General features: G+C 62.3%; 14 protein-coding genes and 2 tRNA genes. 8 read left to right on the forward strand and 8 right to left on the reverse strand.

Features of this window, described 5'->3' with window-relative positions; translation table 11 throughout:
• Window positions 1-9: 9 nt before the first annotated feature.
• Window positions 10-816 (forward strand): 4-hydroxy-tetrahydrodipicolinate reductase, encoded by an 807-nt coding sequence (dapB, locus tag J2X35_RS05800; protein ID WP_056109551.1) that lies wholly within the window; start codon window positions 10-12, stop codon window positions 814-816.
• A gap of 236 nt (window positions 817-1052) precedes the next feature.
• Here dapB and ald read toward each other — a convergent pair whose 3' ends face one another.
• Window positions 1053-2171 carry an alanine dehydrogenase gene (ald, locus tag J2X35_RS05805; RefSeq protein ID WP_056109554.1) on the reverse strand — a complete coding sequence of 373 codons (1119 nt, stop codon included), beginning with the start codon at window positions 2169-2171 and terminating at the stop codon, window positions 1053-1055.
• 152 nt (window positions 2172-2323) lie between these two features.
• Between ald and J2X35_RS05810 the strand changes: the two genes are divergently transcribed.
• Window positions 2324-2797 carry an Lrp/AsnC family transcriptional regulator gene (locus J2X35_RS05810; RefSeq protein WP_056109556.1) on the forward strand — a complete coding sequence of 158 codons (474 nt, stop codon included), beginning with the start codon at window positions 2324-2326 and terminating at the stop codon, window positions 2795-2797.
• 161 nt (window positions 2798-2958) lie between these two features.
• Entirely contained in the window at window positions 2959-3765 is an 807-nt protein-coding gene (locus J2X35_RS05815) for a DUF72 domain-containing protein (protein WP_310182924.1), read from the forward strand.
• Between the two features lie 93 nt (window positions 3766-3858).
• On the opposite strand, the gene J2X35_RS05820 is transcribed toward J2X35_RS05815, so the two are convergent.
• The 5 genes from J2X35_RS05820 to J2X35_RS05840 all read right to left on the reverse strand — a co-directional run bounded on the left by J2X35_RS05820 (window position 3859) and on the right by J2X35_RS05840 (window position 7625).
• Complete coding sequence (locus J2X35_RS05820; RefSeq protein WP_310182925.1) at window positions 3859-4629, reverse strand: PopZ family protein; 771 nt, start codon at window positions 4627-4629, stop codon at window positions 3859-3861.
• A gap of 200 nt (window positions 4630-4829) precedes the next feature.
• Window positions 4830-6218, reverse strand: coding sequence for a TolC family outer membrane protein (locus J2X35_RS05825; protein ID WP_056109563.1), 1389 nt, complete (start codon window positions 6216-6218; stop codon window positions 4830-4832).
• Between the two features lie 174 nt (window positions 6219-6392).
• Window positions 6393-7061: a protein-L-isoaspartate O-methyltransferase gene (locus J2X35_RS05830; protein WP_310182928.1), complete on the reverse strand. Its 669-nt coding sequence runs from the start codon at window positions 7059-7061 to the stop codon at window positions 6393-6395.
• Between the two features lie 81 nt (window positions 7062-7142).
• Window positions 7143-7216, reverse strand: a tRNA-Cys gene (locus tag J2X35_RS05835).
• 139 nt (window positions 7217-7355) lie between these two features.
• Complete coding sequence (locus J2X35_RS05840) at window positions 7356-7625, reverse strand: PGPGW domain-containing protein (RefSeq protein ID WP_056115496.1); 270 nt, start codon at window positions 7623-7625, stop codon at window positions 7356-7358.
• A gap of 182 nt (window positions 7626-7807) precedes the next feature.
• Here J2X35_RS05840 and J2X35_RS05845 point away from each other — a divergent pair.
• Window positions 7808-7882 (forward strand) — tRNA-Asn (locus tag J2X35_RS05845).
• Between the two features lie 92 nt (window positions 7883-7974).
• Here J2X35_RS05845 and J2X35_RS05850 read toward each other — a convergent pair.
• Window positions 7975-8262: a Dabb family protein gene (locus J2X35_RS05850; protein WP_056109567.1), complete on the reverse strand. Its 288-nt coding sequence runs from the start codon at window positions 8260-8262 to the stop codon at window positions 7975-7977.
• A gap of 144 nt (window positions 8263-8406) precedes the next feature.
• Window positions 8407-8535, reverse strand: coding sequence for a hypothetical protein (locus J2X35_RS05855; protein ID WP_274533091.1), 129 nt, complete (start codon window positions 8533-8535; stop codon window positions 8407-8409).
• Window positions 8536-8663: 128 nt separating this feature from the next.
• Here J2X35_RS05855 and J2X35_RS05860 point away from each other — a divergent pair, with 128 nt between their 5' ends.
• The 4 genes from J2X35_RS05860 (at window position 8664) to J2X35_RS05875 (ending at window position 13655) form a co-directional block, all read left to right on the forward strand.
• Complete coding sequence (locus tag J2X35_RS05860) at window positions 8664-10112, forward strand: deoxyribodipyrimidine photo-lyase (protein WP_310182932.1); 1449 nt, start codon at window positions 8664-8666, stop codon at window positions 10110-10112.
• Between the two features lie 11 nt (window positions 10113-10123).
• Window positions 10124-11464, forward strand: coding sequence for an FAD-dependent oxidoreductase (locus J2X35_RS05865; RefSeq protein ID WP_310182935.1), 1341 nt, complete (start codon window positions 10124-10126; stop codon window positions 11462-11464).
• A 15-nt stretch (window positions 11465-11479) separates the two neighbouring features.
• Window positions 11480-12328, forward strand: a complete 849-nt coding sequence (locus J2X35_RS05870; RefSeq protein WP_056109573.1) for a DUF1365 domain-containing protein — start codon at window positions 11480-11482, stop codon at window positions 12326-12328.
• A gap of 94 nt (window positions 12329-12422) precedes the next feature.
• The gene (locus J2X35_RS05875; RefSeq protein WP_310182937.1) at window positions 12423-13655 is read left to right on the forward strand and encodes a cyclopropane-fatty-acyl-phospholipid synthase family protein; all 1233 of its coding nucleotides are present in this window, start codon (window positions 12423-12425) and stop codon (window positions 13653-13655) included.
• Window positions 13656-13669: the final 14 nt, after the last annotated feature.

A 13669-nucleotide genomic window follows, 5' to 3' on the forward strand; every position in this document is an offset into this window, starting at 1 on the left:
GAGCCAGCGATGACGATCAAGGTGGTGATGGCAGGGGCGACCGGATGGGTCGGCAAGGCGCTGGTGCCGGCGATCCTGGCACAGGACGACCTGAGTTTGGCCGGTGCGGTTTCCCGCGGCGCGGCGGGACAGGATGCCGGCATCGCGGTCGGCGCTGCGTCGGCTGGCGTCACCGTTGCCGCCTCGCTCGATGAGGCGCTGGCGGCGGCTTCCGACGTGGTGGTCGACTACACCAAGCCGCATGTGGTCAAAGGACATGTGCTGCTGGCCATCGAAAAAGGAAAACATGTCGTCATCGGCACGTCCGGCCTCGGGGCCGCCGACTATGCCGAAATCGACGCGGCGGCGAAGGCCAATGGTGTCGGCGTGCTGGCGGCCGGCAATTTCTCCATCACCGCCACGCTGATGAAGCGCTTCGCGCTGATGGCGGCCAAATATGTGCCTGATGTGGAGGTCATCGACTATGCCAGCGCCCGGAAGCCGGACGCGCCGTCCGGCACCGCACGCGAACTGGCAGAGGCTCTGGCCGAAATCCGCAAGCCGGCGACGTCGAAGCCGCAATCCGAAGTCTCCGGCTTCCCGGAAACCCGGGGCGCCGCGGTCGGATCGGGCGAAGGGGTGCAGGTGCACGCCTTGCGCCTGCCGTCCTATATTCTGTCCTGTGAGGCGCTGTTCGGCCTGCCGGACGAAAGGCTTACGATCCGTCACGACGCCGGATCGTCCGCCGCGCCTTATGTGGCGGGGACCTTGCTGGCGATCCGGCGGGTCGGGCAGTTCAAGGGACTGGTCCGCGGTCTCGACGCGCTGATGGACTAATTCGAAAATCACCAGACCGGCAAATGCGCTGATGCTAAGGATTTCTTAACCATATGCCGGTCAATCTGGGCCGTCACATCATCGTAACACTGCGATGCTATATGGACAGTGTCGAAAGGTTGGCCGACCGCGGATGAACCGGCGGTTTTCCTGACAGACGAGGAAGCGGGGTTTTGCCCCGCTTTTTTGTTGTCTGGCGTCAGGTCGGCACAAAGCCTGTCCGGTGCCGATCCAGTCTAGGCTGCGGCCAGCGCGGCCTTCGGTTCCATGACTTCGTAACCCAGCGCCTCGGCGACGGCGGCATTGGTGACTCGGCCCTTGTGGATGTTGAGGCCGTTGCGCAGATGCCGGTCGTCGATCACCGCCTTGAGGCCCTTGTCGGCAAGCTGCAGGCCGTAGTGCAGCGTCGCATTGTTGAGGGCATGGGTGGATGTCACCGGCACGGCGCCCGGCATGTTGGCGACGCAGTAGTGAATGACGCCGTCGATCTCGTATGTCGGTTCGGCATGGGTGGTCGCATGCGAGGTCTCGAAGCAGCCGCCTTGGTCGATGGCAACGTCGACCAGCACCGCGCCCTTTTTCATGCCTGACAGCGTTTCGCGGCTGACCAGCTTCGGCGCCGCCGCGCCCGGGATCAGCACTGCCCCGACGATAATGTCGGCAGAGAAGCACTCTTCCTCGACGGCTTCGACGGTCGAGTAGCGGGTGTGGACCCGGCCGTTGAAAATGTCGTCCAGTTGGCGCAGGCGCGGGATCGAACGGTCAACGATAGAGACATCAGCGCCGAGGCCGACGGCCATCTTGGCCGCCTGCAGGCCGACGACGCCGCCGCCGAGAATAGCGACCTTGCCCGGTAGCACGCCCGGCACCCCGCCGAGCAGCACGCCGCGTCCGCCATTGGCCTTCTGCAATGCCGTTGCGCCGGCCTGTATGGCAAGCCGGCCGGCCACCTCCGACATCGGCGCGAGCAGCGGCAGCCCGCCGCGCTCGTCAGTCACCGTCTCATAGGCGATTGCGGTGACGCCAGATGCGAGAAGTCCCTTGGTCTGTTCCGGATCGGGAGCCAGATGCAGATAGGTGTAGAGGATCTGCCCTTCGCGCAATTGCGCCCATTCGTCCGGCTGCGGCTCCTTCACCTTCACCACCATGTCGGATCTGGCGAAAACCTCCGCCGCATTGCGGGCGATCGCGGCGCCGGCGGCGCGGTAAGCGTTGTCATCGGCGCCGATGCCGGCCCCGGCGCCGGTCTCGACCAGCACCTCATGGCCATGCGCCACATATTCGCGCACCGACCCGGGCGTGAGACCGACACGATATTCGTGGTTCTTGATTTCCTTGGGACAACCCACGCGCATAGCAGTCAATCCTCCTTGCCTGCGTGCACTTCCTTATAGACGCAGTGAACCACGAAACGTTCCGAATGTGCTTGCGAAATGGGGTTGCGCTTGCCGGGCAGCGTGGATAATCCTTGCGCGAATAATCCCATACTTCGCAGGATATACGAAGAATGCCGCTGGACAGGATCGATATTGCCATTCTGGACACTTTGCAGAAGGACGGCCGCATTCCCAACGCGGCCCTGGCCGAGAAGGTAGGTCTGTCGCAATCAGCCTGTTCCCGCAGGTTGGACAATCTGGAGAAGTCCGGCACCATCCGCGGCTACCATGCGCGCCTTTCCAATGCGGCGCTGGGCCATCAGATGACAGCGATCGTGCATATTTCCCTGTCGGGCCAGTTCGAAAAAACGCTTTCCGATTTCGAGGCCGCGATCAAACGCTGCCCGAACGTTTTGTCCTGTCACCTGATGTCCGGCGAATACGATTACATCCTGCGCATCGCTGCGAGAGACCTTGCTGACTACGAGCGCATCCACAAGGAATGGCTCTCGGCCATGCCGCATGTGACCAAGATCAACTCGTCCTTTGCGCTGCGCGAAATCATTGACCGCACCACGGTCGGGCTGAAACCGGAAGCGGCGTAACTCCAGTCCTTTCGGGTCGAATCCGGGCGGGAAACGCTGCCAGCTTTGGCAGCAGGCTTCTCGGCAACCGCTGTTTTCGGATGGCCAGACGGCGCCGGACATGATTTCTAGGCTTTGCCTGCGAGGCTGGAAGCGGTGCAAGTGGCGATAGGAGGACGAGTATGAGCAAGGCAGGCACAATCCGCGCCGGCATGGGCGGCTGGACCTTCGAGCCGTGGGATACGTCCTTTTATCCGGAAAAATTGTCGAAGGCGAAACAACTCAACTACGCCACGCGGCAGGTGCCGACCATCGAGGTCAATGGCACCTATTATTCGAGCTTCAAGGAGCCGACCTTCGTCAAATGGGCCAATGAAGCGCCGGACGGCTTCGTCTATTCGCTGAAAGGCAACCGCTTCGTCACCAACCGAAGGGTGCTGGGCGAGGCAGGCGAATCGATGATGCGCTTCCTGGAATCCGGCGTCGCCGCGCTGGGCGAAAAGCTCGGCCCCATCCTGTGGCAATTCGCGCCGACCAAGAAATTCGACCCCGACGATTTCGAAGCCTTTCTCAAGCTTTTGCCCGAGAAGCAGGATGGCGTGACGCTGCGCCATGCCGTGGAGGTGCGCAATCCTTCCTTTGTCGTGCCGGAATTTCCGGCGCTTGCGCGCAAGCACAAGGTGGCGATCGTCTATGCCGATCATGCGACCTATCCGGCGATCGCCGACATCACCGGCGATTTCATCTATGCCCGGCTGCAGACCGGCAAGGACGACAACCCCGATTGCTACACGCCAGAGGCCCTGGGCGCCTGGGCAGGTCGCGCCAGAGTGTGGTCCGAGGGCAGGGTGCCCGACGACCTGCCGCGCGCCGACGACAAGACAGACGCGCCGGTCAGACCGCGCGACGTGTTCATCTACTTCATCACAGAAGGAAAGGTGAGGGCGCCTTTCGGCGCCATGGCCCTGATGAAGCGCGTCGCCGGCTGATGCATGTTGCCCAAAAACGCGCCGCGGTTTTGGGCAACGACATGAATCAAGACAAGACTTGAAGCACGTGGTCTGAACCTCACGCGACGTGCTTCAGGTGCCGCGCGCCACGCGTTCGATCTCTTCGCGCACCAGCCGCTCGACTAGCGTCGGCAGGTTGTTGTCCAGCCAGTCCTGCAGCATCGGCCGCAGCATGTCTTCGGCCATCTCGTCGAAAGTCTTCTTGCTGCGGCTGGCGAAAGCCTCGGAAAGCTCTCCGAAGGACGCGGCGACCTGCCGGCTGGTCTGTTCGGAAACAAGGGACGGTTTTGCAAGGTCGTCGCCTGCTGATGCAGCGGGCTCGACGTGCCGGGGCTGGTTAGCCCGTGCCTCGATCGCAGAATCGACACGCTCTTCAATATTGAATGCCGACGACGCCTCCGCGTTCGAGGCGTCGGTCTCGCCACGGGTTTCGGTATGGCTGGAAGGCGCCTTCTCGATAACGAGGTCGCGACGCCATTCAGCGACTGTCTCGGCCACGGGTTTCTCTTCGCCGTCATCGACTTCGGACGAGTTGACCGGCGCGTCCTGTCCAAAACGGTCGAAACCGCCGGAGAAAGCTCTCGGCTCGGAAGAGGGAACAGGCTCCGCGTCAAAACGCGCCGCAGGCGCAGGGTCGGAGGCGATCTGCGCCTGCACGTCAGCAAGCGTGACCGATTTCCTGACGTCAACCGAACCGCGCAATTCGCTGCGGAAGGTCTCGGCTTCCGAAATGACCGCTGACGGCTCGAGATCCTGCCGAAGGTCAGAACTGTCCTCGGGCGGTTTGCGACCCGTATCGCTGTCTTCGATGATCCTGCGGATGGAAGCGAGTATCTCTTCCATCGAAGGTTCGCGTTGTGCAGTGCTTGCCGTTGCCATCGTCACATCCGCCGCCTTTTGTGACCGTAATCCAGATTTCCCTCCGGCACGAACCGGATACGAATCATGCCGCCAGCGTAGCCGACGCAGCGGCTGACGAGAATCCCCATTCTGGGGAAGCTTTGGATTTCAACAGATTACAAGGCGGGCAGGTTGCAGACGGCTCAACGGCCGTCGGGCGTACGCAGTCCGATCCACTTGTCCTTGACCGCGTTGTAGTGCTCTTCCGGATGGTATTTCGCCACCTGCAGGCCGAGACGCTCGACCGAAAGATGGCCCATGGCCGAGAGGATCGCATAGCTTGCAACGACGACGTCATGCTGGGCGGTCGCCAGGTTGATCTGCGCGTCGGTGACGTCGTTCTGGGCGTTCAGGACGTCGAGCGTGGTTCGCTGGCCAACATTGCGCTCTTCGATGACGCCGTTCAACGCAAGCTGCGCCGCCGAAACCAGCGAACGGTTGGCGTCGACGCTTTCGCGGGCCGCCGTGTACTGGGTCCAGGCGGAGGTGACGGCGGCGCGGACGTTGTCGCGGCTGACATCGACCTCGATACGCGCCTGCCCAAGCGATTCCTTCGACTGCCGCACCTGCGCCGAAGCCCGGCCGCCCTGATAGATCGGCACGGTCAGCGTGGCGCCGATGTTGGCGGACGTGGAATAACCGTCCTGACCGGTGGAGACGCCGGCGAGGCCGTCGCTGTCACGGTAGTTGCGCGAAATGCCGGCGGAGGCCGAGACCTGCGGCAGCAGCGCGCCTTCGGCCGATTTCACCGAAAAGCCGGCGGCATCGACCAGATGCTCAGTGGCAAGGATTGCCGGATGTTCATTGGCTGCGATGCTGATCGCTGCCTCCAGGCTGCCCGGCAGGAGCTTGCCCAGCGGTGAAGCCGCCGACAGCTTGCCCGGTTCGTCACCGACGATCTGCCGGTACACGGCCGCGCTCGACAGCGCCTGCGCCCTGGCGGCGCTGGCCTGCGCAACCGCCGCGGAGCGCGACGCTTCAGTCTGGGCGACATCTGTGCGGGTTCCTTCACCGACATCGAAGCGGGAGCGGGCGGCGCGCACCTGCTCACTCAGCGCCTTCAGATTCTGCTCGGTTAGGGCTGCAACCTGGCGGTCGCGGATGACATCCATGTAGGCGCTGGCCGCATTGAACAGGATGTTCTGCTCGGTGTTGCGCAGGGTCTCGTTCGATGCGCGAACACGCGCCTGGGCTGCCGCAACATTGTTCTTCGTCTGGAAGCCGTCGAACAGGCTCTGGTTGATCTGCACGCCGAAAGCGCCCGTCGTCGTGCGGGTGCTGGCATTGTTGCGCGAGGTGTTCGTGTAATCGATGCTGGCGGAGCCGTTGATGGTAGGGCGATAGCCCGACTTGGCGATGGCAACGGTCTCGTCGGTGACGCGGACGCCGGCGCGCGCCGAATTCAACTGGGAATTGTTTTGATAGGCCTTGGAGAGAGCACCGAGAATGCTTTCAGCTGAAGCTGAAACAGGTGAAAACGCAGCGGCTGAAACAAGCAAGGCGACAAAAAGACTCTTGTTCACGGACTTCACGGCACGTCCCTCATCATTTTAACAGAAACGGCGCAACACCGGCCCCTACAGAAGGCGGCCCAGGTCGCGCATCCATGTTTCCTGTTGCCTGCCCGACAGAAACCGAGTCGTCTCAGCAACGATAATCAAAGCTCTAGCCAACATGACAATACGCTGGCCGCAAGGCCAAACCACTCAGAATTCAAAAACGTGGCTACGTTCAAATCCGGGTAGTGGCTTTATTGCCGCATTAAATGCACGGCGTCCGGTCACGACGCCAGTAGTCTTTAAAAATAGACGTGCCACACCGGTGTGGCCATGCCCCTCGACGGCAACCAGCCGGCCGCCTTCAGCAAGCTGGGAACACAACGTTTCCGGCACTTCGTCGACGCTGCCGCCAATGAAAATGACATTGTAAGGCGCGCCCGCGGCATGGCCGTCGCGCAACGGTCCCTGGACAATTTCGGCATTGGCGCAACCGAGCGCGGCGAGCGTTGCGCCCGCGGCCTGGGCCAAGGCCGAATCGCTTTCGAGCGCGATGACGGACTGGGCAATTCTGGAGAGAACGGCAGTCGAATAGCCCGTGCCGCAGCCGACATCGAGAACCTTGTCCGCCGGCGTTACCTCGGCAAGCTGGATGAGCTTGGCCATCGGCGAGGGCTCCATGAGATAACGCGGCCCGGCATCGCTGCTGGCCACACGGATATCCTCGTCGATATAGGCAAGATCCGGACTGGCGGAGCCGATGAAAGCCTCACGCGGGATTTCGAGCATGGCGTCCAGCAGGGCGGCGTCGGTAACGTCGGTCGTGCGGACCTGTCCGTCGACCATCTTGACGCGGCGTGCGGAAAAATCTGCGTTCATGTAAGGCGTCCCGCTCATGGCGCAGACCGCGCCGGATTGTCGATGAAACACCCTCCGGCGCTGGTGCGCGGGAGCCGGGATTGGAGGCCTCGCCCGGAATCGAACCGGGGTGCAAGGATTTGCAGTCCTCTGCGTAACCACTCCGCCACGAGGCCTCATTGCTCCCGGCGTTTCAGGCAAACTCAATAGGTGGCCCGAAATTTTGCGTCAAGCGGGCGCGACGCAATAAGGCTGCTTTCTCGCAACTTGGCCCGGCTTAATTCAGGCGACGTGCAAAAGAGCCAAAGCCGGTGCTCAGGTCTGGCGCCGCCGCCGCCTTCGTTCCCACCACACGACCGAGCGGCGGCGGAGACGGCGGACCGAGGCGAATTCGTAGGAAAGCACCAGAAGCCCCAGCGGAACCATCCAGAAACCGAGAATCGGCAGAAAGCCCAGACATCCGAAGATGATCAAGACGACGCCGATGACGATCCGCAGCCATCGTGATTGCGGCATGGTGAACTGCCGCCCGAAGACGGAGATTTTCCGGGGCGGGGGCGGGGCGCTGTCGTGCTGCGCGATCATTTGGTCGCCTTCTGCGGTCATGTCCGATCGATAGCCTGATGCTTCCGTGACGCGACTATATGATGGCACGGCGCGCTCTTTGCCAGAAGCCACCCCCAGACAGATCGAAAAAATCCGAAATGCTGCTTTGCAAAGCCGAAACGGGTTTGCTATAGGCTGCGCCGTTCACATATGAGCCCTGTTCCCCGGTAGCTCAGTGGTAGAGCAACCGGCTGTTAACCGGTTGGTCGCTGGTTCGAATCCGGCCCGGGGAGCCAACAATCCAGATTTTTCGGGTTTTTCGACAGGCGATCACGCCCGAATGTCTCCGCGCGCAGGTTCAACTGCGTGGCTGCGCCGCTCGCAGGCGTCAGCCCGAGACGATATCGGCGGAGAATCGCAATTCCCTGAGCGGCCGGACCTTGGCTGTGATTTCAGAATAGAGCGGATGAGCCTTGTAGGCGGCAAGAGCCGCCTGGTTTTCGAACTCCGCATAGACCACGAGGTCGATTTCATCCGATAGGGGGTCTACCCTGGTGTTGGGCGAGACCTCGAAAGCGCTCGAATGCGGGATTTCGGCGAGACCCAGCAGGCCGGTGCGGATCGCTTCCAGGTCGTCTGTTCGCCGCGCGCTGAAGAACACGATGTGACGGATCACTGAAGCCTCCCTGGCCGCGCGGTCGCTGCTGAATGTCCACGCGGACTTCCGCACCACGTCAGAGCGTGTTCTGGGTCAGCCTGTCCCATGCGTCAATCGGCGACGATGTCGCGGCGCATCGTGAGCTATTCGGAAATTGTTCCGTCAGCCCGTAACATAACGGACGATGTGCCGGAGTTCCCGGACGCCCTGGTTTGTATAACGCGCCTCATTGTAGAGACCGTCCCAGATGATGAAGAAGGCAATGGCGGCGATGACTATGACGTAGCGCATGATTATTGATTAGCGCATTTCTGTCCCGCCATCCAGTTGCAACCGCAAGGCGATCGCGTCCGTTATACGGGGACGGATTTGCACGCGGCGTTCAAGATTGCCATGCGTGCCGACGGAGCAGAGACCGCATGGCAAAGGACGAACCCAAGGATAGATCCAAGCCGGTCCTCGTACTCTTTCGAAACGATCTGCGCGTGGCGGACAACCGGGCCCTGGCTGCGGCGGTTCAATCCGGCAAGCCGGTAACGGCGGTTTTCATTCGCGACGAAAAGGACGGGTCGCGACCTGCGGGTGGCGCGGCGCGCTGGTGGCTCCATCATTCACTGCAAAGGCTTTCAGAAAAGCTCGCCGGTCTGGGATCTGGTCTCTGCTTGCGCCGTGGCCCTATGCACGAGACCGTCGCATCACTTCTCAAAGAGACCGGCGCCGACACGGTGTTGTGGAATCGCCGCTACGATCCACCGTCCGCCGCCGCGGATGCAGGCCTGAAGAAGAGCTTGCGTGAACACGGCCTGACTGCCGAAAGTTTTGATGGATGCCTCCTGCATGAACCGTCCCGCCTGAAAACGGGAGCCGGCGGTTTCTACAAGGTCTACACGCCTTTCTGGAAGGCGCTCTGCTCGGGTCCGGAGCCGCGTGATCCGGTGGACGCGCCGGACAAACTGGTTTGCAGCGGCCGAACGCCGAAATCCGAGAAACTGGACGACTGGAACCTGCTGCCGAAAAGGCCGGATTGGGCCGGCGGCTTCCGCGAACGCTGGAGTCCCGGGGAAGATGGGGCATGGTCTCGTCTGAACGAATTCCTCGAAACAGAGCTTGAGGATTATGCCGAGGGCAGGGACAGGCCGTCCGCCGATGTGACGTCGGGATTGTCTCCGCATCTCGCCCATGGCGAGATCACGCCTTTCCAGATCCTGGCGGCGCTCAAGCGCAAAAAGGCGACTGGTGGACATGATGACCGCGAAAAGTTTCGCAAGGAACTTGGCTGGCGCGAGTTCTGCTATCATCTGCTTTTTCACAACCCCGACCTGCGCAACAAAAACTTCAATTCAGCCTTTGACGGATTCTCATGGTCGGGCGATCCGAAAAACCTGCACGCGTGGCAGCGAGGCCAGACCGGCTACCCCACCGTCGATGCCGGTATGCGCGAATTGTGGACCACCGGCGTGATGCACAATCGCGTCCGCATGATTGCCGCGTCCTTCCTCATCAAGGACTGCCTGATCGACTGGCGCGAAGGCGAAAAATGGTTCTGGGACACTCTGGTCGATGCCGATCCCGCCAGCAATCCAGCCAACTGGCAATGGGTCGCCGGTTCCGGCGCGGACGCGTCTCCCTACTTCCGTATTTTCAACCCGATCCTGCAGGGCGAAAAGTTCGACCCGGACGGCACTTACGTCCGCCGCTTCATTCCGGCGCTGGAGAAAATGCCGGCAAAATACATCCATCGTCCGTGGGAGGCGCCAAAAGACATTCTGGCGCAGGCCGGCGTGAAACTCGGGTCAGATTATCCCGTACCTGTCATTGACCACAAGGAAGCGCGCGAGCGCGCGCTCCGTGCCTACAAGTCAATGTGACAGGGGAATGAATGAACATCGTGCCCATCAACCGTGGCGCTGCCGGCGGGAAGAAGATTGCTGTCATCGGATCGGGAGTATCGGGAGCGGCGGCGGCCTGGGCGCTGAACCCCGTCGCGGATGTAACCGTGTACGAGGCTTCCGACAGACCGGGCGGGCATACCGCCACCGTCGACGTCGACTATGACGGCGTCCGCCTGCCGGTCGATATCGGCTTCATCGTCTACAACGAATTGAACTATCGCGACCTGACGGCGCTCTTCGCGCATCTCGGCGTCGCCAGCCATGCCAGCGACATGGGCTTTTCGCTTTCGCTTGACGGCGGGAGGCTCGAATGGTGCGGTTCGACCCTGCGCACCATCTTCGCCCAGAAGCGGAATGTCTTCTCGCCCGGCTTCCTGTGGATGCTGCGCGAAATCCTGCGTTTCAACCGGGAATGCGTCGCAGACCGCGATTCCGGCTTTCTCGCCCATTCCACGATCGGCGATTATCTCGCCCGCAAGGGCTACTCGGCCGCGTTCCGCGACAACTATCTGGTCCCGATGGCGGCGGCGATCTGGTCGACGCCAAGGGCGCAGATGCTGGAATATCCGGCGGAGAGCTTCGTCACCTTCCTGGACAACCACCGCCTCATCCATGAGCGCCGGCCGACATGGCGCACGGTCACGGGCGGCTCGCGGACCTATCTCGACAAGCTCCTGGCGCCGCTTGGCGACCGCCTTCGGCTGTCCTGTCCTGTTCGCACGATTGTCCGCGATGCCTTTGGCGTGACGGTCTGGGCCGGGGACAACCCGCCCGAGCGCTACGACAGTGTGATTGTCGCGTGTCACAGCGATCAGGCGCTGGCGCTGCTCGGCGATGCATCGAGCGCCGAAGAGGCGATCCTCTCCGCGATCCCCTACCGGCCGAACCGCGTCGTGCTGCATCGCGACCCGAGACTCATGCCGAAACGCCGCGCGGCCTGGGCCGCCTGGAACTACCTGCGCACCTCGCACGAGCAGGAGGAGCCGGAAGTGTCGGTCACGTACTGGATGAACCGCCTGCAGGGGCTGGATGCGGCCAAACCTGTTTTCGTCTCCCTCAACCCGATCATCGAACCGCGCGGAGACCTGGTCTTCGGCGAATGGTCGCTTGATCATCCGCAGTTCGATTCACGCAGCATCTCGGCCCAGGCGCGACTTGACGATATACAGGGCACGCGCGGAACCTGGTTTGCCGGCGCATGGACGGGCCACGGCTTCCATGAGGATGGTCTGCGCTCCGGGCTCAACGCAGCCCTCGCTTTGGGCGCAACGGTGCCGTGGCGCGCACATGCAGTCAGTGCCGATCTGCCGGCGCTGGCGGCGGAGTAGGGCAGGCTTCGACCGATGACCGCAAGGGAACGCATAACCACGATGGAAGCGAACGGGCCGCCGCCCGAAGCAGCCGGCGTGCTCTATCCGGGCGAGGTCATGCATGCGCGGCTGAAGCCCTTCGGCCACCGCTTCGTCTACTCGGTCTTTTCGCTGCTGGTCGACATAGACCGGCTGGCGGAACTGTCGAGGATGACTCCATTGCTCAAGGTCAATCGGCCGGGGCTGACATCGTTCTTTGAAAGCGACCATGTCGAGCATGATGGCGAAACCCTGCGCAGTTTCGTCGATCGGCTGCTGGCGGGAGCGGGCCTGAAGCGGCCGGCGATGCGCATCTTGCTGCTCGCCTATCCGCGCATGTTTGGCTACGCCTTCAATCCGATCTCGGTGTATTTCTGCTACGGCGAAGGCGGCGCGCTGGTCGCGATGATCTATGCCGTGCGCAATACTTTCGGCCAGCGGCACACCTATGTCGCGCCCGTAGAGCCCGGCGACGTCGATTCGGCCGGCGTACGGCAAACGCGCACAAAGATATTCCACGTTTCGCCATTCATCGACATGGGCGCCCGCTATCATTTCCACATCCTGCCGCCCGGAAAGGCCGTGAGACTGCGCATCAACGAGACCGAAAAGGGCGAGCCGCTGCTGGTCGCGACCTTCACCGGCGAGGCACAGCCGCTTGGCACAGCCCGGCTTGCTGCGTGCCTCTTGAAGTTTCCGCTGATGACATGGAAGATTGTGGCGGGAATTCACTGGGAAGCGCTGAAGCTCTGGTTGAAGGGCGCGCGTTTTCGTTCGAGTCCGCCGGCGCCTGAAACGGTCAGCTATCGCGACCATGGCGCGGCGGTCGAACCTGGGGAATGAACGCAGTAGGAAGCAGGCACGCGGTCGCTCCGCTGCCCAGGAGACGCGGGCTACGACAATGGTTCAGACACAAGGGAGCGGACATTCCGGCAGCATGGCGATCGACCACGCCGTCAGGCTGGATGAGTTGAACTTCGCCGAATTCGTCAAAGGCCTGCCGGCCAAGGCGAGCATGGTGCTTAAGGCGACGATGGGGCTGCCCCACGGGTCGCTCAAGGTGCGTTTGCCGGATGGCCGATGGGTTCTTCTTGGCGGCAACGGGCCGGGCCCGGACGCGGAGCTGGTGCTGAACAACTGGCGGCTTCCCTCCCGCGCATTTTCGGGCGGCACGATCGGCGTCGCCGAATCCTACATGGATGGCGACTGGGAAAGTTCTGACGTGACCTCGTTCCTGGAACTGTTCGTGATCAACACCGAGACGGGCGAGAACATCGCCGGCGGAGCCAGCTGGCTGATCAACACCGTACAGCGCATCCGCCATTGGCTGAACGAGAACACGCGCACCGGTTCCAAGCGTAACATTTCCGCCCACTACGACCTCGGCAACGCCTTCTACAGGGAATGGCTGGACCCGAGCATGACCTATTCCTCGGCGCTCTACGCCAAGGGCGCGAACGACCTGGAAAGCGCGCAGGCGGCCAAATACCGGGCGCTCGCCAAGGATATCGGCATGAGCGCAAACGACCGCGTGCTCGAGATCGGCTGCGGCTGGGGCGGCTTCGCCGAATTCGCCGCGCGGGAAGTGGGCTGCCATGTGACCGGGCTGACCATCAGCCGGGAACAGCACGACTTCGCCAGGGAGCGCATCCACAAGGCAGGGCTGGCCGACAAGGTCGAGATCAAGCTGCAGGATTACCGCGACGAGACCGGCCGGTACGACCGCATCGCGTCCATCGAGATGTTCGAGGCCGTGGGTGAGAAATACTGGCCGGTCTTCTTCCGCAAGGTGAAGGATTGCCTGAAACCGGGCGGCACCGCCGGATTCCAGATCATCACCATCAACGAGGCGGCGTTCAAGACCTATCGTGCAAGGCCGGATTTCATCCAGCGCTACGTCTTCCCCGGCGGGATGCTGCCGACGCCGTCCATCCTGAAATCGCTCGGGGCCGAACACGGCCTGGCGCATCTGCGCGAACGGGTGTTTCCGCAGGACTATGCCCGCACGCTGGCCGAATGGCGCCAGCGCTTCTGGGCGTCATGGGAAAGGCTCGTCCCGCTCGGCTTCGACGAGCGCTTCAAGAAGCTGTGGGAGTTCTATTTGCACTATTGCGAAGCCGGCTTCCGGGCCAGCTACATCGACGTGCGGCAGGTGATCTACAAGGCTTAGCGTCTTCTCCCGTT

The organism is Mesorhizobium sp. BE184, from assembly GCF_031457045.1.
In the GTDB taxonomy this organism is placed as follows: domain Bacteria; phylum Pseudomonadota; class Alphaproteobacteria; order Rhizobiales; family Rhizobiaceae; genus Mesorhizobium.